Genomic DNA, 21,892 nt, shown 5'->3' with positions numbered 1-21,892 from the left:
TGGAGCCATTATTATGCCAGAACCCAGTTTGGTAACGCATATCTTTTAACTAATAGAAAGGACTTAACTCCAAGCCCTGGAATATGAGAATATGGTTTTTACCAGCAATCGAAAGATTACATGAATACGATTTAGGTGTTTTCAATGAAGAATTGAAAGAACTAATCAAATTAAGGCAAAGTCTTCTACATGTTAATCATCTCTTTAAGATTAGCTATGTTGATTATTCAAATGAAAAAAGCCAAAATTTAATTTTTAATTAAATAGAAAAACAAAAGGTCGCAATGCGGCCGTTTGTTATGCCGTAAGCTTTGATATGGCGCAAGCAAGGTGTTTTCTTTTTTTCTCGATAAAATCACCGTTAAAAGCCCAAGACGTCTTATATAATTTTTAATGAAATTTTAGTTTTAAAATTGGAAAATGATTGACTCTAATTTAAGATTAGGGTGTAGCTACTTTTCAACATAATAGTTTTTATTCCTTAAATAGAATGTTTAAAAAGTCAATTATATATTGTCAATTGATCATTGGATTAGCCTGCTTGCGGCATTAATGACCGCTACAGCCGGAAGTGTTAGCCGCACTTCCGGCTTTTTTGCTTATGCTGTTACAGGAAATCCGTGATTGGGACCTTACTGCATGGACCATCCGGAGCCTGGAGCATAATACTGCAGGCCATACCATAGCAGATCCGGAGTTCCTTCGTTATAGGGATTTTCCGCACCTATTTTCACGGCAACGTTTATGATGGGGTAGAAAGCCCAATCGATACCGCCGTCGGCCCTATCAAGCATATTTCTATGCTGCAGGGTCTCTTTGCCATCAACGAAATGCGTAATCCAGTCGGCTTCAATCACGCAGGCATAATCGTGAGGTTTAGCATTCAGGTCTACGTTCAGCTCGAAGCCCGGGACACGGTCCAATTCACTCTTCAGACCGTTTACCATATCGCGCTGGTTGGAGCCATGCACACCGATGTGTTGTGCAGAACTTGTAGAGCGAGGCGTGTAGGCTGCCCCGTAAGCGCCGTTGAAGCTCTCGAAGAAGTCGATCTCCGGTGGCCATTGGCTAACGCCCGTACTAAGCTTGCTCCCTATAGCCCAAAAAGCAGACCAAGCTCCGCGACGGCTGGGGGTTTGTATTTGAGCGCGGTAAACGCCTCGGCGATGCTTCCAGTCTGGAAGGTATGAGGCCTGCAAAACAGACGCCTGAAAAGGAAATACTTTACCGCCATAGCCAACGGGCTCTTCAAACTTTACCGTATGCAGCCGAACAAATGGTCTCCCTTCGCTATCTACCTCTCGTGTCTGGGGGGTCACCGCGTCTTCCGGAAATGCTTCAACATTTGTATACAGGCCAGTCTCACTATTGCCGGACTGCGAATAACCATGAGATAGCCGGGAACGCCAGACTGGCTTACCATCAGCGTCATAACCACTATCCGACCATTTAATGGCAGCCATATCCAAGTTCATGGTTGGGATTATCCCGTCTGCATGGAACACAAGAGGATTACGGTGAAAGGGCATTTTATCCGGAAGCTCATTGACTGCGTTTTCCTGAATCTGGAAAATACAAGCAACAGGGCCGGCGGTGCCTTCTCCGGGGAAAGTTATCTTGAATTGATCACCAGGGGTGTGCCTCGGATTAATAATATCAACCGTAATCCAAAGGTCAGCATTGTCACCAGGACGCCAATATTGATATTTGAAAGGAGTGGATATGTCTCGATTGACATTGAAGCCTTTTGCTCCACCCGTACTCGTATTAACCTGTACATAAGCAGTGCTCATAATCGCACCAGCTAGCGTCAGCCGGACGTGAGCCTTGGTAGCACCGGGAGGGATGCCAATTGGTGCTTCCAACGTGGTGTTTGGATTAAGTTGAACGCCGTTGATTGACAAACGCCGATCTGCTAATACAGGGATATCCTCCAATAGAATGGCTGGATTAGGATTCTCACTATACTTCGTACAACTTACCAAGAAACTGATCACAAACACTGTGATGACCAGTCCAATATTACGCATACTTTTTTTCATAGCAATAAATATTACAGTTTTTATAAAATGATTATTCTGTTAATTTTTGTTATCATCAATTGGCACTTACCAGCTAACCATTGGATTAGCTTTTTGCGGCAACATTACCACTCCGGCCGAAAGCATTAGCCGCACTTCCGGCTTTTTTTGGCTAATCTGGGTAAAGATTCAGGTTACCATATCATCTTAACCTCCTTCCGTTACTTCAAAATAGACCTTCCCTTTTTCCGAATCATCAATCAGTTTGTTGCTGTAAAATACGGTAAGGCCTGTTTGATTTTTAATGTTTCGGAATATAGAGGCGAAAGTGATGTTTCTACCTTCAATGCTGATTTTTCCTATCGCCTGAGCACTCGCTCCGGTAGCCAAAATGAAAAGCAGCATGAAAACAACCGGCAAGGAATGCCGGCCCGTTCGGGTAAGATTTTTTCTCATGACAGTTAAAGTTTATATTGGTTTTCCTTAAGATGCAACTTTAACCTAAAAGGGTGAACGGCACTTAAAAAAATTATCTGAAAGTCAGTGTGCCATTTGTCAGTTTGGCCTTTATTCCTGAAGTTAACCCCAGATTGGATATCACCACTTTAGGTGGTAAGGCTTTATCGATCTCTCCGGTGAAAGTCTGTTTGGCCAAAACTGGTGAATTAAAAGCGATCTTAATATAGAACCAGCGGTTCTATTCCTGAGGACTTTCCTCAAGTGATCGGTTATGAAAGTAATATGTTCCTTTGCGCCACGATAGAACTTCTTGCGGATGGAAGGATTTTCCTTAACGTTTTTCCCACCTAAAGACCACATCAATCCGGAAACTGATAGTAATGAAGCTGCAACACCTCCATACCATAGCCTTAAAGATCTGGCAGACCTACTTACATGATGCCGCTTACCAAAGATAATTGGCATCATCTGCTACATATACAAGGCAAGGCCGGCCGTATGGTTTGCCAGGTCGAGAAAGGTAAGCTCATATTTAGTATATCCCATAAATTGAGAAGAACGGCATCATCTTCAATGTACAAAGGCAGGAGTATTGGTAATAGATATTCTGATTTTGGCAGTACCAGTTTCCTTAAATGTCTCGTCCAGCGTACAGTTCTTAAACTCGAAATGCCCTAGTGTAAAATCCGGTAAAAATAATTTGAGTAAAAATGCAGTATCTGAAGCCTTAAATGTAAGTCTTTAAAAACCGCATATTCTTTCCGGAACGTTCAAAATTTACCCGTAAAGTAAAAAAGAAATCCACTTCATCTCTCAGGAAAGAAAACCTGGAAAAATCACAGCGACAACCATCTTTTTGTCTCTGAATTCCTGGCGTTTGTCGATTAGCTTTCCAGGCTGGTATAATGCTGCGATTTGCGCTGAAACGTTTCCGGCTGTTGCGCGTCTCAATATCAGAACAATCAATAAAAACATTATAAAAATTAAAACTCAAGCATATGAAAACTTTATTCAAAACATTATTCGCATCATCTTTGGCATTGGTATTATCTACTTCAGCAGTATTATCAGCTAACGCAGCTGAAACCATCAAACCTGTTCACGCTCCAAAAACATTGAGCTTCAAACGCATCAAAGTAAAAGGAAATGTAGAATTGACCATTATACAGGGAAAACGTACCGGCATCAGCTATGCAGATGAAAACACTGGTAAAGTTAAGGTTGTGCAGAGCGGAGATGGTTTAGAGATTACCGCTTTGGATAACAGCACCGCAAAACTTACCATTTACGTAAATGATATCTATCGCATCCATGCAATGGATAACGCTAAAGTAAAAACACAGGGTAAAATCAATACGCAATATTTGCAGGTTTTCTTAAGCGGAAATGCATCACTAGACTTAAACTCACAAACTGACGGATTGTATACTGTGATCGAAGATCATGCTGATTTAACCTTAAGTGGTTCAACTGGCGACCATATGCTCGTAATGGGCAAAGGACAAAAGCTAACCATGGATAAATTCGTTGCAGCTAATACAAAAACCAGCCTAAACACTGAAAATGCACTAGCTTCCCTTAGCAAGTAAAAAAAGAATTATATTTTGGTTCAGGCGGTCTGTTTACGGACCGCCTTTTTTGTTTGATCGATACAGGTCTGTTCTGGATCAATCTGAAAAAAAGAAAAATGCACGCCTTCATCACCGATCTATTCTATCATGGATCTCTATATGATAATTCCGCTTACAATTGCATATCCCCGAAATCGTTAAGGTTTCTCTACTTTCAATGTTAATAGCGGTTTTCCTTTTACTACGATATAAGTTGCCAGTTCAGAAGCTTTTACTTTGCCAATATTCCTGGCAGAATGATTTTTTCCAGCGGGAATGAAAAGTACTCCGCCCGCTTTCAGCACAACAGGCTTTTCTCCCTCAATTACATCAGATAGGATATGCCGTTTCGCTTTTAGGCTCTGAGAGTACAAAATAACTTTGAACAGTTGTGATATTGGGCAGTGTAGCGAGTTTATTCCGCAGAAATTCGTGGTAATCATCCATATCCCTGGTAGCGATACGGAGAATAAAATCGTGGGCACCGGTCATCTGCAAACATTCCATTACCTCGCCAAACTTAGAAACTTCGGTTTCGAATTCGATCAGGGTTTTAGCCGTATGTTCTTTCAACAGTACATGCGAAAAAGCGATCAGGTTTCTATTGATCTTTTTCCGGTCGAGAATGGCCACAATCCTTTTAATATAGCCTTGCTCCTTTAATCGTCTTATCCGTTCATGGATAGTGGCTATAGATTTATGCAGTTTCAAGGATACTTCTTTATTGGTTAAAGAGGCATCGTGTTGCAACAATTTTAGTATTTCTACATCAACCTGATCTAAATCTCCGTGGGTCATAAACGTTAATAAATTGAAAAAAAATATAATGGAAGTTAAAAAATCAAGCCAAAACTGAAATAAAGACTAAATTTTTGTCAAAAAAGCAGAAATTTTCTGTAAAAAACAACATGTATTGACGTAAAAAATTATAATACTGAATTTTACCGAAATAAAAATCAATCAAAACAGCTATTGCTATCTGATGTAATCAACAGTTATGACCACAATAACAGCAAATAAAATGACTTCTGCCATGGAGGGGAAATTCGAACATTTATCGCTTCTGGTTGGTAACACACCAATGCTTGAGCTCACCTACACCTACCAGGGGCGTGTAGGCAAAATTTATGTTAAATGCGAGCATTACAATTTAACCGGCAGCATTAAAGACCGGATGGCGCTTTACACGTTAAAAAAAGCATATGCTGAAGGTAAGATCAAAGCTGGTGATCGGATTGTTGAAGCCACCAGTGGCAATACCGGGATTGCATTTGCGGCCATAGGTAAAGCTTTGGGCCATCCGGTTACCATCATTATGCCAAATTGGTTGAGCAAAGAGCGCATGGATATTATTAAAAGTTTAGGTGCAGAGATTATTCTGGTGAGCAAAGAAGAAGGCGGTTTTATCGGCAGCATTAAACTTGCAGAACAGATGGCAGCAAGCGATCCAAATATTTTCTTGCCCAAGCAGTTCGAGAATATCGCCAATCCGGAAGCACATGAACACACCACTGGTAAAGAAATCTGGGAGCAATTGCGCTTGAAAAACCTATCGCCCAATGCTTTTGTTGCCGGAGTAGGAACCGGGGGGACTATTATGGGGGTAGGAAATTTCTTAAGAAAGCAAAATCCAGCCATTAAAATACATCCACTGGAGCCTGCAGAATCGCCGACCTTAACTACCGGTTATAAAGTAGGCAGTCATAGAATTCAGGGTATTTCTGATGAATTTATCCCTGAAATCGTTAAGCTTAACGAGCTGGATGAAGTGCTGCAGGTAAACGATGGCGATGCCATACTGATGGCGCAAAAACTGGCCGAGAAACTTGGTTTAGCCGTAGGCATATCATCGGGCGCAAATGTAATCGGCGCCATAAAACAACAGCAAAAAATGGGAATTGAAAGCTGTGTGGTGACCGTCTTCTCGGATAGCAACAAGAAATATTTAAGTACCGATTTAATGAAGGTAGAACCTGTTAAAACCGGATACATTAGCCCTGAAATAGACTTTATCGACTACCAGGCCTTTAGCAGATTACATTAATCAAAATAATCAACAAATAAACCACAACATGAAAAAAATCACCATTTTATGCTGTGCCATATGCCTGATCAGCCTTAGCGCATACAGCCAGATTTTAAAACCTGTAACCTGGAGTTACGCAGCAAAAAAAACCGGGCCGAATACGGCTACTGTTTTCATTAAGGCCACAGTAGATCAGGGCTGGCACCTCTATTCGCAATTTGTTAAGGATGGCGGTCCGGTAAAAACAACCTTTAGTTTTCCATCATCAGGTGCTTATACCCTGGTTGGAAAAACCATCGAACCAAAAGCCATAACCAAATTCGAATCTACTTTTAAAATGGACGTAAGCTATTTTGAAAAATCGGTAGTATTTCAACAAAAAGTGAAGCTAAAAGGCAAAACCGCAACCATTAAAGGCAATGTAGAGTTTATGGTATGCGACGATAAGCAATGTTTACCACCTGAGCAGGTAGATTTTAGCATTCCTGTAAAATAAGCGCAAAGAGCATATGATATCCTTAAAGAAAATCTGTCTCGGTTTGTTGTTCTGCTGTGCAATATCTTTAAATGGATATGCACAGGACAGCACAAATACCGAAGAGCTGACTTTTACAGAGATTAAGCCAGAAGCGGTTGACAGCACAATTAAAACAACTGATACTGTTGCTAAAATAGCTGCTCCTGTTCCTGCTGCTACTCAAAAAACCATTGCCCAACCAAAAGAAGAACACAAAACCTTGTGGGGAATTTTTATTGCAGGTTTTGTTGGCGGTTTAGCAGCTTTGCTGATGCCCTGTATTTTCCCCATGCTGCCCCTTACAGTAAGTTTTTTTACTAAAGGATCAGAAAAAGGAAGGGCCTTTCGGCGTGCGGCACTCTATGGCTTTTTCATTATCCTTATTTATGTGGTGCTTGGGCTTTTGGTAACGGTATTTTTTGGTGCCGATGCCCTGAATAGCCTGTCTACTAATGGTATCTTTAACTTTTTCTTCTTCTTATTGCTGGTTGTTTTTGCGGCTTCATTTTTAGGGGCATTCGAAATTACCCTGCCCTCTTCATGGGTAAATAAAATGGATGCCAATTCAGACAAGGGCGGCATTGCGGGATTGTTTTTCATGGCCGGAACTTTGGCCCTGGTATCTTTCTCCTGCACAGGCCCTATCATCGGTACGCTACTGGTGCAGGCAGCAACAACAGGGGCTTTATTAGGGCCTGCAATAGGCATGTTCGGTTTTTCCCTGGCCCTGGCCATTCCTTTTGCACTGTTTGCACTTTTTCCATCGGCAATGAACAAACTGCCGAAATCTGGCGGTTGGTTAAACAGTGTTAAAGTAGTATTGGGCTTTCTTGAACTTGCATTCGCATTAAAGTTTTTGAGCAATGTAGATCTGGCCTACCACTGGGAGTGGTTTGACAGGGAAATATTCTTAAGCCTGTGGATTGTTATTTTCGGGATGATGGGCATCTATCTTTTGGGTAAACTGAAGTTTTCGCATGATAGTCCGCTGGCTTTCATCTCCGTACCAAGGCTTTTTCTGGCAACAATAGTTCTTGCCTTTACCGTTTACTTAATCCCCGGCATGTGGGGCGCACCGTTACGCAGTGTATCTGCTTTTCTTCCACCACAGGAAACACAAGATTTTGACCTGTATACTGCTGGATTACTAGCAGGAAAACAAACTTCAGCAAATGATGGCCCACATAAATATGCGGATAAGTTCCATACACCGTTAAAGCTGAATGCTTATTTCGATTATAGCGAAGGTTTAGCTGCAGCCAAAAAACAGGACAAACCTGTACTGATTGATTTTACCGGCCATGCCTGCGTAAACTGCAGAAAAATGGAAGCTAATGTTTGGCCTGACAAGGATGTGTACAAAATGATCAATGATGATTATGTACTGATCCAGTTGTATGTAGATGATAAATCGGAACTGGCACCAGCTGATGTAGTAATTACACCGGAGGGAAGAAAACTCAATACCATTGGTAAAAAATGGAGTGATCTGCAGGCCAAGAAATTCCAGTCTAACTCACAGCCTTTTTATGTACTGCTCGATCCCAAAACAGAAGTGCCACTGGCACAACCACAGGGTGCAGATTATGAAGTAACAAATTATAAAAAATTCTTAGAAAGCGGATTAAACGCTTTTCATAATAAATAAAAACATACTGGTCATTGTAGAAGTGTGGCCAGCAGTTAGTGATAGTTAAGACGACGATCTGGGTATTGCCGGATGGCATGCCCATTTTCACCACCAGATTGCTTAATCGGATCAAAGTTTCACAGAACGCAAAACTTTACGGCCGAGCTTGGAAATATTTGCATTAAAAAGCCCTTACTGAATGTCAACATATGAGGAAATACATAATTTACACCTATCTCGCGGATAAAAAACTATGCTACGACTACGATTCAAGAATAGATGTCTATTCTGAACTGAAGCCGCTGGGTTTCTAAGACCTCAAGTCTTTCCATGAGCAGAATATTTCTGGTAAAAACTATAATACTGCGTTGTGGGTTCAGAGAAAACCATCAAAACGACCGATCTTGAAAAACTTGGAACATTGGTTAAGCTGGATTTATCTACCATTTTTGGTTACTAAAAACTGAAGTCCCAAGGTCGTTGATCGTTGGGACTTCTTCATTTAGTCATAGCGCCTGCAGGCCAAGATGCAATCATCTTTCAAAAGCCGAGTAAGATATTGGTATGGGCGCAACCAAACCACTGGGTGCATGCCCCAGCAAGCGGTTATCTTACAGGAAAAATGGTTGACGGGCTAAAATTTTAAACTGGTGTAAATTTAAAGGATGTATTTTGCACTATCGGGATCTAGAAAAACAACTGTTCCCTTATGTTCCCGTAGTATTGTAGAGGGGAAAGCAGTATCAATTGGCTGCGTAAGCGTATTAAGAACAGCCTGTGCCTTTGTGCTACCAGGAACTACACAACTAATTACTTGGGCACTTAATAATACCGGAATTGTTAGCGTTAAAGCTTTGGTGGGTACCATATCCAAACTGGTAAAACAACCATCATTAACCTGTTGCTGCCGGCAGGCAAGATCAAGGTCGACCACCTTTACTTTCCTGGTGTCGTTAAAATCGGCAACGGGCGGATCGTTAAAGGCCAAGTGTCCATTTTCTCCTATTCCCATGCAAACGATATCCGTTGGATAATCTTCAAGAAGTTTTGCATACCGATCGCATTCTTTTTCCAGGTTATCAATATTTCCGTTAAGGTAATGAACAGATCTGAAATCGAAATGGTCGAAAATCCGTTCCTTTAAAAAGTTGCCAAAACGTTGAGGTGCTGTATCTTCCAGATCAACATATTCATCCATATGAAATGCATTTACACTTTGCCACGGTATATTTTCGTAGTAAAGTGCCTTTAAAAATTCATTTTGCGACGGCGCCGCAGCAAAAATAACATTAACCGTATTTTTTTTCCTTAATACAGCATCTATGGCAATGGAAAGACGATTTGCAGCAGCCTCTCCCATTGATTTTCTAGAATCGTAAACCCTAACTTCGGGTAATTTTAAATCTTTTAGCACTGTTAATTTTAATATATTAATTAAACCAATTTTAATGAAGAAAAACCAAGTACCAACAAGAGACCGTCTTATTTGAGATGCTGAATTCGGGCTATTTAGAAAACAGCTCGTCGGTATAAATATTTTTGCCCTTAACCATGGTGAGCAGAACATTGATATCATCATCAAAAATCACAATATCAGCATCTTTTCCAGCAGTTAAAGATCCTTTAGCATTTTGTAAACCCATAATGGTGGCTGGGGTTAAAGAGGCCATCTTCACGGCATCAACAATTGTTGTATCGGCTAGGGAAATCATGTTTCTCACCAACCTATCCATTGTTGCTACACTTCCGGCAAATGCACTTCTATCGGTTAATTTAGCTACATCATCTTCAACAATAACTTCAAGGCCATCCTTTTTACTGCCAAGTTTACTTAAACCTGGCGGCATTCCTGCTGCCCGCATGGCGTCGGTTATAAGCGCTATTTTATCTGCACCTTTAATTTTAAGCACAAGTTTGAGCAACGGGGGCGGAAGATGAACACCATCGGCAATAATTTCCACCGTCATATCATCAATTAAATAAGCACTTTCAATCACTCCGGCGTAACGGTAAGCATTCCGTCTGGAAACCCCCGACATGCAGGAATAAAAATGCGTGGCATGTGTGAAACCGTTTTCGAATGCAGGTACCACTTCTTCATAAATGGCATTTGTATGTGCAATAGATGGCAATATATTCCTCTTTTTGAGGTATTGCCCGAACGCAATGGCGCCTTTAAGTTCAGGAGCAGCGCTCCATCTTTTTATATTATTGGAACAGGCGATAATACCTGTATACTCCTCAACATTTGGTACCCTTATATATCTTGCATCTTGAGCACCTTTTTGTTCCATAGAAAAATAAGGCCCCTCGATATGGATTCCAATAAATTGTGCCCCACTGTGGTTTACGCTATCTGCTTTTTCATACACATCCAAAGTATCGATCAGGTCCTGATATTCGCAGCTTAAAGTGGTTGGCATTAGCGAGGTGGTTCCATGTTTCGCGTGCAGCGCAGCAATAGCCAGATACCCATCAATTTCATTGTCCATAAAATCATGACCACCACCGCCATGTACATGTAAATCGATAAAACCTGGCGAAATATATTTTCCTTTGGCATCGATTACAACTGCTCCAGGAACATTGATATCGCTGTGGTTAACACTTTCAATCTTACCATTTCTGACAATTACACAGCCCCCATCGATCACCCTCAATTGAGAGATTATCTTTCCGTTGTGTATTTTAATTAAATTCATTTTTGAACCTTTCATTATCTATAACGTTTCTGCTCATGCCTAAACCATTAAATGCCCGAAAACGGAGCCGTTCTGTAAAAGGTACAGGCTTTAGATATAAACTGCTGTTGCCAGGGAGCAGAAACCACAAGACAACAAATGTATTAACCCGATTTATCTTACCTGAACTATACTTCATCATCTTATTCTTTTCAATCTGGCCAGTAAAACATTCATCCGGGCATTCCTGTATTCTATTTCCTGAGCAATTTCAGCAGGATACATCACATCTTTATTCAGATCAGCGAACTTCTTATCGAGCGATCTGCTTTTTAAAACCTCAAGATCCTGTATTAAGCTTTTTATTGAATCCTCCTTTATATCATCAGCATTCGCCCTCGACTCAATTAACTGATAAGAAAGATACTGAATGCGTATATCGGTCATCAACTTATAATGCTCAAATTCCTCAGCATTTTTTTTGGGTTTTAGTTTATACAAAACCCTTCCGGCAATTCTAGTGCTATCCAGTAGCTGTTGGATGGAAAGTTTTGTGTTTACAGGCATGCCCTGGATAATTTCGAAGGGAACTGCCGATATCGCATTCCAAAAAGCCTTCGAGGCGTTATCGTCGAAACCATATCTGGATTTGGCGTAGTCATTGATAAAACTGTTATAATCTAAGGGTTCATCTTGTTTAATGCCTTTTAAAAAGGCAGCTATCAGCATATTAAAACCACTGATGGGATATACACGCCTAATTGCATACAGATCAGAAATATCCCTGGTGCTTTCGAAAACAGTAGAATATAAACCCGAGGTAGACCATGAGGTCATTATAATACCTTTATATCCAAACTTCCTTGCCATCGGCACAAAATCCGTAATGTTCTTAAAATGTTTTTCCCATTGGGTTAGAAAGTAATTATCGGGATGGCTTCTAATTGCCGGTGCTCCCCATATTTCAAATCCGCTTTGCATCAGTTTCTGATGATCACCAAACATGTTGATGTCCCAACCATAGTTCCAATCCACAAAAATGGTTTCCTTAGGGAGACCTTTTAATGCTTCGGGATATTTTAGTGCGATATCTGCCCATAAAACCGGTTTTTTTCCTAAACTTACAACCACATCGCAAAGCATTTTAATGTAATCGCCATATAAACGGCCAATGCCAACTGCTTTTATCTTCTTTTTAGATTCTTCACCATGGCCTAAAAGATAAGTTTCATCGCCACCGATATGGATATAAGGTGAATTGTGGGTTGATATTAAATCTTTATACAGCGTGGTAAAAAGTTTTTTTGCTGCCTCCTCCCTGATTGGATTAACTTGCGAATAATCCTTTTGGTCTTCCCGAAGATCCTTAAACTTTGCATTTCTTAAAATATATTCTACATGCCCAAAACTTTGTTGAAGCGGAACTACATCAAGTTTAATCCCATTACAATAGGCAATAAAAGACTTCACTTCTGCTCTTGAATAGGCATACCGGTTGGGAATCAAAGGTTCATCTTTAAAAGGATAGGTCCCTTCCCACTCCACAATCAACGTATTTATTCCACCTTCGCTAAGCTGTAGGGCCAGTTTTTTAAGTGCTGGCATTGGAATCGCCTGAATGCGAAGATCCAGATGGAAGCCTCTTACCGGGAAAAGGTTTGGATTTCCAGATCTTCCGGATTGAATTGCATCAGACTTAAAAAAAGTCGTACACAAAAGTAAAATCAGCAAAATTTTTATTTTCATATGCTATATTTTAACCAATACATCGCCAGGACAGATTGGATATTATGGTTTAATTAATGACAATATCCAGGCTTAATTCATTTGCGAAATACCCTCCGTTATGATCTCTTGCCTCGAAAACAATCTTATCGGCATTGCCCGTACCACCGTAAAGGTATTTTACAGCACCCTTTGCAATATCTGCCTGAGAAAATGAAGCATTGGCAGACAGCGGAACCCCGTATTTAACCAAGTATCCAGCTGTTGGAATCTGTTTAACGGTATAAGTGATATTCTTGTCATCTGTACCTGTCATTTGTAAATTAGCGATGGCTAAAGGTACAATTGGTTTACTGGCAGAAACATTAAGCGGGCTTACCTGCCCAAGTTTTAATAAGGTTATTGGCGGAGAGGTTACCGCTATATAAGCGGCAAAACTACCTGAAGAAAATTCCCTTGGCCTAAGCTTGATAAAATTATCGACATTATGCCTAAGAAAGACATTGATAAAGCTTCCGTTATTTGCATAAAGCTGGCTAACAGCCGAGGTAACATCAAAAGAAACCCAACCCACAGTAGCACCCGGAACCGGAATGGTAGACATGGCCACCGAATTGTATGTTGGTGCATTGTTCCAGGTAATGGTGCTTTCTGTCCAATCCTTGTTCTCGCCCAGGTGTGCAGAAAAAGAGTAAATGGTTGAAGCAGTAAGCCCGGTATTGTAAACATATACAAACATTTTGGCTGCTCCGATTTTATCCCCAAAGCCTGGTTTTGTTAAAGGAAACTGCATTACCCCTATCCTACCCACAGTAGCATCGGCCGAGCTTACGGCTTTTAAATCCATTGTTGCGGCATCATTGAAATTGGCGTTATTATTGCCGCTTCCGCCACGTATATAAACATCCTTGGTTACGTTTATTTTTTCGGTCACCACATTTCCGCCGGGAATTGCATCATCAGCCTTTTCATCAAGCAAACGATAAAAGGTAAATTGTGCGGTTACCTGCGCCACGCCATTGCTAAATTCCAAATCCTGGCTCCTTACCACAGCCGCGGTAGAACTTAAAGATGAGTTTTGGTTGATGGTTAAGATATATTGATCTGAACTACTGTAATAAATAAAATTACCGTTAATGGTTTCCAATTTTCTCGATTCGCCCAGACCAATATCAGTCGACTTCAATTTTCCTTTTATGATGAGATCTTCAAGCAGGTTTTTGAGTATGATCGGGGGAACCTGATCTACAGATGTATAACCAATAGTGGCCAACAATTGTTTCATGGCCGGGTTGGTTAAAAATACGCTTGTATAATTATCACTCGTACCAAATAAATCCAGTAAACCCGCTCTTTTTATGGCAGCTGAAAAAAGATCGAGTTCGGTAAGATCTGTACTATGATCTGTAAGCAAAAACTGCTTTATGGTCTGCGCTTTGAGATTGGCTCCGGCTGCCTCTCCATTGCTATCTTCATTTTTCAATAGTTCGAATTTGCTGCAGCCTGCTGCAACCATCAAGCCTGTACAGAAAAACAGTGCTTTTAAGTAAAGTTTTAAATTTTTCATCTGTAGCCGTTTTATTGATAATATGAATTTTGATCTAAAAGTGGGTTTAACCTAATTTCGGTAAGATTAATGGGCCACAGGAAATTTTCAGGATTTGAGATGCCATTTATTGGTCCAAGAACTTTCAGGGCCTTACCGGTACGCACAAGATCATACCATCTTTTGCCCTCGTAACAAAGCTCCCTTGCGCGTTCGTCCAAAATAAGGTCTTCAATCTGATCGGTTGTCAAACCTGCATACGATGCTGGTGTATATGCTACAGCTCCAGCCCTTGTTCTTATCTGGTTAACCAAAGTCATTGCGCCTGCAATATCGCCTGTTTTGTTCAACGCTTCTGCCCGTAACAGCATAATATCTGCCAGGCGGTAAACAATAATATTCTTATCATCCTGCGTACCCCGAACAAACCCCGACTTTTCAAAGAACTTAACAATTCCCGAATTGGTATCAAAGTTCACTTTCGATCTTAAATCTGTTGAAGTAAACTTACTGGAAAGATAACCGCTTGCTTTGAAAAATGGCTGAAACCCTAAATCACCATAAACCGTAATCAGGAATGAACGCGTTGCCCGTTCCGAAAAGTTATAATCAATTTCAAAAATCGACTCTGTTGAAAATCCCTTGGTAAACATCTGGGCATAGGCTGTATTATCTATCAGCGCAGGGTTAACATTATAATCTATTGTTGAGGAGGCGCTATATAATGCCGTTAAAGCGTAAGTAGAATTGGACAGGATTTTCTGAGAAGCCGTTAATGCGTTTTGATACTGGTGTCTCCACATGTAAAAATCGGTATATATCGCATTTACTGCCCCCAGGGTAAACTGTGCCCTTGTTGCCGAAGCTGTAGAATAAGAAGCGGGTATTGCCGCAAGTGATGCAGAATCTAAATCTGCCTGGATGCGGGCGTAAACTGCAGTGGTATCTGAGCGGGCAATGCTTACATTCTGGTTGGCATCTGTTAAAGGTTCGGTCACCAAAGGCAGTTTACCCCAAATACGCGTCATATAAAAGTAGCAAAAAGCCCGAATGGCAAATGCCTGTCCCCTAACGCTGCTATAGTCGGCAGCTTTGCCTAAATACAAACCTTTATTTTTCATCTCCGAAGTATTCTTTAAAATCAGATTACTTTGGTTAACAACCTGGTAAATACCATTCCAGCTCGTAATAGGCAAACTCGAATTAAGGTTATTGGTAAGCAGGTTTAAGGTTTGGGAGCTCAGGGCCAATGGGTTTAGCGCCACATTATCGGCCCTGCCCTCGCCATATAAAACAGATTCTGGTGCCATAGCGCCCTGCAACAGATTATAAGCGCCATAAAGCGCCGCCGTTGCCTGCGATGTTTCAGTCCAATAGTTGGAACTGGAATATGATGTTGTAGGATCTATCTCCAATGCCTTTTTACAGCTTCCCAAAAGAAGCAGTCCGATTAGCATGAAGTTGTACATTTTATAATCTTTCATTTTCGTAATATTTAAAGACTAAAGTTTAACGACAAATTATATGTTCTGGTTCTAGGGAACGAGCCTCTATCTACCCCCACTGCCAGTGCATTTGTGGATGAGCTTACTTCTGGGTCATATCCCGTATACGAACCGAAGGTTAACAGGTTAACTACTGAAAAGCCAATATTGGCATTGCTGATTTTTAGTTTGTTCAATAGTTTAGAAGCTATTCTATAATTTAGTGCAACATTCTGTAGTCTGATAAAAGAACCATCTTCGACAAACCTATTGGAGATGGCATAATTCAGCATAGGGTCGGTTTTCACCAACTTTGGCACATCTGTTACATCGCCCTGTTTCCTCCATCTTCTGAGCTGATCGGTTGTGAGGTTCTGATCATACGGTGAAGCATCCAGGTTTCTTTTTACCTCGTTAAACACATCATTGCCAAAACTGTAGGTAATAAGCGTTGAAAGTGTGAAGTTCTTATAAGTAAACTCGTTCTGAAAACCGCCTGTAAAATCGGGATTTGGATTACCGATAACCTGTAGATCAGCATCATTAATAATCCCATCGCCATTTACATCTTCCCAGATCACATCTCCACCTTTATATACTGCGCCATTGGCCGAACCCTGGCGATAAGGTATTACGGCTCCGGTTGTAGGGTTTTTCTGGTAAACATTATCCGCATCGTAAGCATAAACACCAAGTGCTTTCAGGCCATAAAATACACCAGCCGTTTCACCAACCCTTGCCATGTTGTAAATATTAGGCCGGTAGTCCTGGTTTCCAGGAAGGGAAAGAACCTTATTTCTGTTCAGTGAAAAGGTCAATGTAGAATTCCACCTAAGCGCACCATCAAGATTAATTGTCGACAAGGTAAACTCAAGCCCCTTATTCTCAAGGCTTCCAAAGTTTGCAGGTATTGTAGCATAACCTGTTGTGCCCGGCACCGCAACATCAAATAAAAGGCCTGTAGTTTTTTTCAGATAGGCATCTGCAGTGAAGCGGATTCTATCATGGAGAAAAGCTAAATCAAGGCCTATATTGGTCTGTTTTGTGGTTTCCCATCTCAAAGAAGCGTTGGGTACGCCATTGCTAACAATGGCAACATTGCCCAAATAAGTACCTGGGGTATAAAAAGAGCCTTGCCAAGCGTAATTTCCGATCGACTGATTTCCGGTAACGCCAAAACTTCCCCGCAACTTGGCATCAGATATAAAAGTGATTTTTTTGAACCAATCTTCCTGCGAAAGTCTCCAGCCACCCGAAAAGGAAGGAAAATAACCAAAGCGGTTTTGGGCACCAAACCTCGATGATCCATCTGCCCGCATAACTGCAGAAAACAGGTATTTGCCTTTATAATCATAGTTGGCCCTGCTAAAATAAGAAAGCAGGCTATGTTCTTCTATATTTTGATTGTACAAGGATACCACCGAAGTTCCGTTAATAGAGGTGATGGTTGCATCAATCAATCCCCTTCCAATCACATCCACAATGTTATCGGTAAATTTTTGATAGGACTGCCCCAATAAAAATGTAAAATGGTGGTTGTTTGCAATGGTTGCCCTATAATTTAAAGTATTCTCGTTGATAAACGAGTAATTTTTACCGGTGGTCAGGTAAGAAGAACTGATCTGCCCCTGTGGCAAAAGTGCCTGGGGGGTGAAGTTGGTTTCTTCGGTATTAGAATAATCTAAACCCAATGAGGTTTTAAACTCCAGGTCTTTGATAATTTTCACTCTAACATCCTGATTGCCAAAAACCCGCCAGCGGTTTATTTTATTCGCGGCAAGCTCCGATATTGCAATCGGGTTGGGTTTGCTTCCCTCAAGCAAAGGAATAAGCTGGCCGGTTACGGGATCATACGGTGTGTAAACAGGCATGGTACTCAGCGCCTGGTAAATTGCACTCTGGTTGCTAAGGCCACTGAGAATTCTGTTATAGTTATTGGTAGAAATGTTAAAATTGGTGTTGCCCGAAATAGACTTATTTATGGTATAGTAAACTTTTGCCGAAGCAAAGGTTTGCTTAAATTTCGTATTGATGATGATCGGATCTATATCCTTGTAACCGGCACTGATAAAATAGTTCATGTTGTTTTCTTTCGAAGCGCCCTTTATGCTCACATCTGCCTTGTACTGGTAGGCCGAACGGTACATCAGGTCCTGCCAGTTGTTTGGCTGAGAATAGTAGGGATGCAGGGAATCGATTACAGAAACCTTTGTAGTCTGCGCCCCGGTAAAATTATAGATGGCATCAATAAAGGCACTCCTGAACTGGCTTGCGTTAAGAACACCGATCTTTCTGGTTATATCGGCGACACTTCCATTTGCAGATACCTGGATTTCTGGTTTTTTGGCGTTCTTCCCACTTTTTGTCGTGATGATAATCACCCCGTTTGATGCACGGGAGCCATAGATCGACGCGGTACCATCTTTCAGCACCTCAATAGATTCGATATCTTGCGGATTCAGATCAGCTAAGGGACTGAAAGTAGAAGCATCATCTACCAATCCGCCAGCATAGGTATCTGAATTGATGGGAATACCATCGACAATGTATAATGGCTGACTACTTCCATTTACGGAAGAGGCTCCACGGATTCTGACAGTTGCCCCTGCTCCCGGCTCTCCTGAATTGCTCGTGATCTGAAGACCGGCAATTTTACCCTGTAAACTGCTGTTTACATCGCCAAGGGCATGGCTATCCATTTGCTTTGCCGAAATAGAGCCTACAGCACCTGTTATTTCTTCAACCTTTTGGGTACCATAACCCACATTAATGGTAACCTCTCCCAGTTGCTGGGCGTTAGGAGTAAGCTTTATATACAGGGTTTTGCGTTCGCCTATATTTATGGTTTGATTGTTATAACCCAGATAGTTGAACGTAATTACCGCACCCGGGCTCACCCTGATACTGAAGTTTCCATTTTTATCAGTTGCCGTGCCCACACTGGTTCCCTGAACCCTTATCGAAACCCCAATAAGCCCTTCATTGGTTTTATCTTCACTAACCGTTCCGGTAAGTATGAAGGTAGAGGTAGGTACCAGGGCGGTACTAACCTGGGCAACAGCACTCCAAATAGAGAACAAGGCTATAACAGCCATCATGTATATTTTTTTCATATGCATTTTCTATTATCAGTTTCGCATTTGGTAACTATTGATCAATTTATCCCCGTGTAAAATAATGAACAATCGGGAACAATCCGTTAACGTACACGAAAAAAGTTCAAATTTTTTTTAATTATGGTGCAGACGTAAACTTAAAGCTTCTGATCACGATCTCGACTTCTTTTGCATCACTTGGCGCCAATCCTTTGAAACACCAGAGATTCATCTTCACTGGCAGTGCAACACTGGGAATAGAGGTTGCCGGCGCCAAAAATGTATGAGAAAAAAACATATTGGTATCGTCGTTGTAAAAACCGTTCATACTTTTAAGCACAACTGAATTGTTTGTCCAGGTATAACGATGGGTACTGGAGGTTCCTCCTGATTGTGTCCATTCGGTGGTTATGCGCTGTTGCGTTCCGGTAGTACCTGCAGCCGGATATACACTATAATTTAAGTTTGGTTTGGCAGCATTGCCCCATCTCGCAAATTCTATATCCATTTCATTGTAGCCATCAGGACCGGAATAATGGAAAAGACCCACTACCACATTTTTATCGAGCGTACTAACTGGGCCCTGCACCTGCCATTGATAGGTTCCATACCCCAGATTAACCGTTGAGGTAACTCCGGCGGAGATCCACTTCGATGTTCCGCTGTCGTACGAGAGTTTAAGGTGCAACAGACCTTCGCTGTCTTTCCATACATTTTGAGCAGCCCAAGTGTTTGGACCCGGGCCGAGGCCACTCCCACTTTTTACCGTCCAGGAATAACCGCCAAAAGTTATGGTTGTAGCAGTGGCATTTTGCTCAGCGGCAGTAACTGTTTTGGCTTTCAATGATGCAGATTGCGCTTTTTGAGGCGGCAAAATATCCTTTTTACACGCCAAAAGGATGGGTAACATCAGCAATAATTTGTTCATTTCGTTGTGGTTAATTGGTTTTGGTTGAGTTGTTGATGAGTTAAAATCAATTTAAGCCAAGACTATAACTATCTATCTGCTAATATATTAAAAATAACGTTAACGTACACGAAAAATAATAAAAAAATATTTTATTCTTTGATTTCATCGGTTACCGGCAATTTTATCGGTACAAATTCTATAGCGCCAAAATATTCCGGACGGTGAAAATCCGGTAATGTACTCAGTATACGATTCCAACAGAGATAATGGGGATTTGGTAATCCATCGCCACATTTAAAAAAATTGACCTTTGCATTTTGCCCTTCAAAACTTCGGAGTTTATGGTAAACAAAAACCTCTGCCGGGATTTTGAGCAGTATATCCCAGTTGAAGCTTTCTCCTTCATTCCTCCATTCCACTTTTGTGCGTATTTTAGCTATTACATCTTCGTTTAATAGTTTTCTTCTTCTACTTTTATCCCCGTAGGCCACTTTGCCTGTACCAAAAGCATTAAACTCCAGATTATAATAGCTGTCAGACTGATCGAATGAAATAAAAAATTCTACACAGTTATCAAGATGGACATCGCTGTTGATTGGCCTGTTTGTGGAAGCAAAATAATCACCGGTTACGAAAAACTTGATTAAAATGTATTTTGAGGTATGGGCAATTTTGAATGAAGCATTACAGGAAGTTGGGATATGCGGCCATGAGGTATTGTCCAGGTCATGTCTGGGCAGTGCTTCCAGTTTGTTCCACAGCTCAGCAGGAGATCCTTCGGTTTCGTCTTTAAAAAAGGGTACGGTTAAGTTCATATTAAGTTTTGAAGTGGAAAATACGGGTCAAAGCCTCCAGCTTTTTAGCTTATAACCTTTGTAGGCATAGAATAAAAGATACAGATAACAGGGCAGCAATACGATGTAAGCCTTTTTCAGTCCATAAACATCAGCGAGGTGCCCATAAATTAATGGAAGAATGGCATTGCCGGAAAGGCCCATGATCAATACGGCAGCCCCTATTTTGATAAATTTGCCCAACCTGTTCATCGAAAGTGGCCATATTCCTGCCCATATCATTGAGTTGGCAAAACCGAGCAGCACTATAAACCAGATTGAAACATCTGCCTGATGACCGAATATTTTAATCTGTCCGCCCGAAAATAAGATGCAAACGGTAAATATAATACCGAGAATTACGCAGATCCGCAGCGCCAAAAGCTGGGAAATGTATTTTGGGATCAATGAAATTCCCAACAGGTAACCTGCTATGGTTGCAGAAAGGGTATACGATGGAAAAACCTTGGCCTCCAGCAAAGAAATGTTCATCGAATGTGCATATCCGATGATGGTATCAACGGCGATAACCTGCGAACCCACGTGAACGAAAATGGCAATTGCACCCAATATCAGGTGGGGAAACTGGAAAATATTTGTTTTCTCCTTATTTAAGGCCGCCGTCGTTTTATCTTCCTCTTCAGTATTGATTTCGGGCAGTACCGAAAAACGGACCAGGAAACCCAGAACCAGCAAAATGATGCCAACCGCTGCATAAGGATAAATTACCCTTCGGATCAATTCGTCAAGCACAGCAGCCCTTTCGAGGACACCCATTAATTTTACCTGTTCAAATAATTCTCTATCTGATGGTTTTAGTACCACAGCAGCAAAAAGAAGGGGAGCCAGGATTCCTGCGAATTTATTGCAGATACCCATTATACTAAACCTCTTCGCTGCACTTTCTTTCGGACCGAGGATAGTAACATAAGGATTTGCCGCAGTCTGCAGTACCGCCAGTCCCGCACCCAAGGTGAACAACCCGCACAAAAACAAAAGGTAGCTTCTGTACATGGCCGCCGGAATAAATAAAAAGGCGCCCAGAGACATTACCCAAAAACCAATCATCATTCCATTTTTGAAACCGGTTTTCTTTAATAGTAAGGAAGCAGGATAAGAAATGAACAGATAGGAAATGTAAAAAGCAAATGCTACAAAATAAGACTCCAGGTTATTCAGTTCGCAGCATAACTTAAAATAGGGGATAAGCATGGCATTTATCCAGGTGACAAACCCAAAAACAAAAAAGAGCACAGCAATAATGCAAAGTGATTTTGTGTATGTCTTCTTATCCATATTTTTTTTTGTCTAGCTGATTAACATATATACGTTAACGTACACGAATTAACAAAACA

At 41.1% G+C, this 21,892-nt stretch carries 18 protein-coding genes; 5 read left to right on the top strand and 13 right to left on the bottom strand.

Going from position 1 to position 21,892, the window contains the following annotated elements; translation table 11 throughout:
- Positions 1 to 632: 632 nt before the first annotated feature.
- The 3 genes from J7E57_RS24180 to J7E57_RS27535 form a co-directional block, all read right to left on the bottom strand.
- A complete protein-coding gene (locus J7E57_RS24180) occupies positions 633 to 2,042 on the bottom strand; it encodes a family 16 glycosylhydrolase (RefSeq protein ID WP_215131662.1) in 1,410 nt (469 codons plus the stop codon).
- 186 nt (positions 2,043 to 2,228) lie between these two features.
- Entirely contained in the window at positions 2,229 to 2,477 is a 249-nt protein-coding gene (locus J7E57_RS24175) for a hypothetical protein (protein WP_215131661.1), read from the bottom strand.
- A 73-nt stretch (positions 2,478 to 2,550) separates the two neighbouring features.
- A complete protein-coding gene (locus J7E57_RS27535) occupies positions 2,551 to 2,703 on the bottom strand; it encodes a hypothetical protein (protein ID WP_410522708.1) in 153 nt (50 codons plus the stop codon).
- Positions 2,704 to 2,796: 93 nt separating this feature from the next.
- Between J7E57_RS27535 and J7E57_RS27315 the strand changes: the two genes are divergently transcribed.
- Together J7E57_RS27315 and J7E57_RS24170 are read left to right on the top strand one after the other, a co-directional pair.
- Positions 2,797 to 2,919, top strand: coding sequence for a hypothetical protein (locus tag J7E57_RS27315; protein WP_262897905.1), 123 nt, complete (start codon positions 2,797 to 2,799; stop codon positions 2,917 to 2,919).
- Positions 2,920 to 3,478: 559 nt separating this feature from the next.
- Entirely contained in the window at positions 3,479 to 4,069 is a 591-nt protein-coding gene (locus J7E57_RS24170; protein WP_215131660.1) for a GIN domain-containing protein, read from the top strand.
- Positions 4,070 to 4,420: 351 nt separating this feature from the next.
- On the opposite strand, the gene J7E57_RS24165 is transcribed toward J7E57_RS24170, so the two are convergent.
- Entirely contained in the window at positions 4,421 to 4,888 is a 468-nt protein-coding gene (locus J7E57_RS24165) for an Lrp/AsnC family transcriptional regulator (RefSeq protein ID WP_057933797.1), read from the bottom strand.
- Positions 4,889 to 5,087: 199 nt separating this feature from the next.
- Between J7E57_RS24165 and J7E57_RS24160 the strand changes: the two genes are divergently transcribed.
- From J7E57_RS24160 to J7E57_RS24150, 3 genes are read left to right on the top strand one after another with little or no spacing between them, the layout of a single operon-like run.
- Complete coding sequence (locus J7E57_RS24160) at positions 5,088 to 6,134, top strand: PLP-dependent cysteine synthase family protein (RefSeq protein ID WP_215131659.1); 1,047 nt, start codon at positions 5,088 to 5,090, stop codon at positions 6,132 to 6,134.
- A 28-nt stretch (positions 6,135 to 6,162) separates the two neighbouring features.
- Positions 6,163 to 6,612, top strand: a complete 450-nt coding sequence (locus J7E57_RS24155) for a protein-disulfide reductase DsbD domain-containing protein (RefSeq protein WP_029276652.1) — start codon at positions 6,163 to 6,165, stop codon at positions 6,610 to 6,612.
- 13 nt (positions 6,613 to 6,625) lie between these two features.
- Positions 6,626 to 8,281: a protein-disulfide reductase DsbD family protein gene (locus tag J7E57_RS24150; RefSeq protein WP_215131657.1), complete on the top strand. Its 1,656-nt coding sequence runs from the start codon at positions 6,626 to 6,628 to the stop codon at positions 8,279 to 8,281.
- A 640-nt stretch (positions 8,282 to 8,921) separates the two neighbouring features.
- On the opposite strand, the gene J7E57_RS24145 is transcribed toward J7E57_RS24150, so the two are convergent.
- From J7E57_RS24145 to J7E57_RS24105, 9 genes are all read right to left on the bottom strand, one after another.
- Entirely contained in the window at positions 8,922 to 9,677 is a 756-nt protein-coding gene (locus tag J7E57_RS24145) for a glucosamine-6-phosphate deaminase (RefSeq protein ID WP_317196571.1), read from the bottom strand.
- A gap of 91 nt (positions 9,678 to 9,768) precedes the next feature.
- Positions 9,769 to 10,965: an N-acetylglucosamine-6-phosphate deacetylase gene (gene nagA / locus J7E57_RS24140; protein WP_215131656.1), complete on the bottom strand. Its 1,197-nt coding sequence runs from the start codon at positions 10,963 to 10,965 to the stop codon at positions 9,769 to 9,771.
- A 177-nt stretch (positions 10,966 to 11,142) separates the two neighbouring features.
- A complete protein-coding gene (locus J7E57_RS24135) occupies positions 11,143 to 12,690 on the bottom strand; it encodes a family 20 glycosylhydrolase (RefSeq protein WP_215131655.1) in 1,548 nt (515 codons plus the stop codon).
- 49 nt (positions 12,691 to 12,739) lie between these two features.
- Positions 12,740 to 14,236 carry a DNRLRE domain-containing protein gene (locus J7E57_RS24130; protein WP_215131654.1) on the bottom strand — a complete coding sequence of 499 codons (1,497 nt, stop codon included), beginning with the start codon at positions 14,234 to 14,236 and terminating at the stop codon, positions 12,740 to 12,742.
- Positions 14,237 to 14,247: 11 nt separating this feature from the next.
- On the bottom strand, positions 14,248 to 15,699 hold the full coding sequence (locus J7E57_RS24125) for a RagB/SusD family nutrient uptake outer membrane protein (RefSeq protein ID WP_215131652.1): 1,452 nt from the start codon (positions 15,697 to 15,699) through the stop codon (positions 14,248 to 14,250).
- Positions 15,700 to 15,710: 11 nt separating this feature from the next.
- Positions 15,711 to 18,812, bottom strand: a complete 3,102-nt coding sequence (locus J7E57_RS24120) for a SusC/RagA family TonB-linked outer membrane protein (RefSeq protein WP_215131651.1) — start codon at positions 18,810 to 18,812, stop codon at positions 15,711 to 15,713.
- A 121-nt stretch (positions 18,813 to 18,933) separates the two neighbouring features.
- Complete coding sequence (locus J7E57_RS24115) at positions 18,934 to 19,722, bottom strand: glycoside hydrolase family 16 protein (protein WP_215131650.1); 789 nt, start codon at positions 19,720 to 19,722, stop codon at positions 18,934 to 18,936.
- A 131-nt stretch (positions 19,723 to 19,853) separates the two neighbouring features.
- The gene (locus tag J7E57_RS24110) at positions 19,854 to 20,519 is read right to left on the bottom strand and encodes a carbohydrate-binding family 9-like protein (RefSeq protein ID WP_215131649.1); all 666 of its coding nucleotides are present in this window, start codon (positions 20,517 to 20,519) and stop codon (positions 19,854 to 19,856) included.
- 27 nt (positions 20,520 to 20,546) lie between these two features.
- The gene (locus J7E57_RS24105) at positions 20,547 to 21,833 is read right to left on the bottom strand and encodes a sugar MFS transporter (protein WP_215131648.1); all 1,287 of its coding nucleotides are present in this window, start codon (positions 21,831 to 21,833) and stop codon (positions 20,547 to 20,549) included.
- Positions 21,834 to 21,892: the final 59 nt, after the last annotated feature.

This window comes from Pedobacter sp. ISL-64 (assembly GCF_018613605.1).
Classification (GTDB): Bacteria; Bacteroidota; Bacteroidia; order Sphingobacteriales; family Sphingobacteriaceae; genus Pedobacter.
The sequence above is the reverse complement of the archived record's forward strand: the minus strand, read 5'-3'. Positions and strand labels throughout refer to the sequence as shown.

Excerpts from the sequence above, each read along its gene's own strand:
- J7E57_RS24110 (WP_215131649.1), bottom strand. The coding sequence starts at position 20,519 with ATGAACTTAACCGTACCCTTTTTTAAAGACGAAACCGAAGGATCTCCT.
- J7E57_RS24130 (WP_215131654.1), bottom strand. The coding sequence starts at position 14,236 with ATGAAAAATTTAAAACTTTACTTAAAAGCACTGTTTTTCTGTACAGGC.
- J7E57_RS24135 (WP_215131655.1), bottom strand. The coding sequence starts at position 12,690 with ATGAAAATAAAAATTTTGCTGATTTTACTTTTGTGTACGACTTTTTTT.
- nagA (WP_215131656.1), bottom strand. The coding sequence starts at position 10,965 with ATGAATTTAATTAAAATACACAACGGAAAGATAATCTCTCAATTGAGG.
- J7E57_RS24150 (WP_215131657.1), top strand. The coding sequence starts at position 6,626 with ATGATATCCTTAAAGAAAATCTGTCTCGGTTTGTTGTTCTGCTGTGCA.
- J7E57_RS24180 (WP_215131662.1), bottom strand. The coding sequence starts at position 2,042 with ATGAAAAAAAGTATGCGTAATATTGGACTGGTCATCACAGTGTTTGTG.
- J7E57_RS24170 (WP_215131660.1), top strand. The coding sequence starts at position 3,479 with ATGAAAACTTTATTCAAAACATTATTCGCATCATCTTTGGCATTGGTA.
- J7E57_RS24160 (WP_215131659.1), top strand. The coding sequence starts at position 5,088 with ATGACCACAATAACAGCAAATAAAATGACTTCTGCCATGGAGGGGAAA.
- J7E57_RS24155 (WP_029276652.1), top strand. The coding sequence starts at position 6,163 with ATGAAAAAAATCACCATTTTATGCTGTGCCATATGCCTGATCAGCCTT.
- J7E57_RS24175 (WP_215131661.1), bottom strand. The coding sequence starts at position 2,477 with ATGAGAAAAAATCTTACCCGAACGGGCCGGCATTCCTTGCCGGTTGTT.
- J7E57_RS24125 (WP_215131652.1), bottom strand. The coding sequence starts at position 15,699 with ATGAAAGATTATAAAATGTACAACTTCATGCTAATCGGACTGCTTCTT.
- J7E57_RS24120 (WP_215131651.1), bottom strand. The coding sequence starts at position 18,812 with ATGAAAAAAATATACATGATGGCTGTTATAGCCTTGTTCTCTATTTGG.
- J7E57_RS24115 (WP_215131650.1), bottom strand. The coding sequence starts at position 19,722 with ATGAACAAATTATTGCTGATGTTACCCATCCTTTTGGCGTGTAAAAAG.
- J7E57_RS27315 (WP_262897905.1), top strand. The coding sequence starts at position 2,797 with ATGGAAGGATTTTCCTTAACGTTTTTCCCACCTAAAGACCACATCAAT.
- J7E57_RS24165 (WP_057933797.1), bottom strand. The coding sequence starts at position 4,888 with ATGACCCACGGAGATTTAGATCAGGTTGATGTAGAAATACTAAAATTG.
- J7E57_RS24105 (WP_215131648.1), bottom strand. The coding sequence starts at position 21,833 with ATGGATAAGAAGACATACACAAAATCACTTTGCATTATTGCTGTGCTC.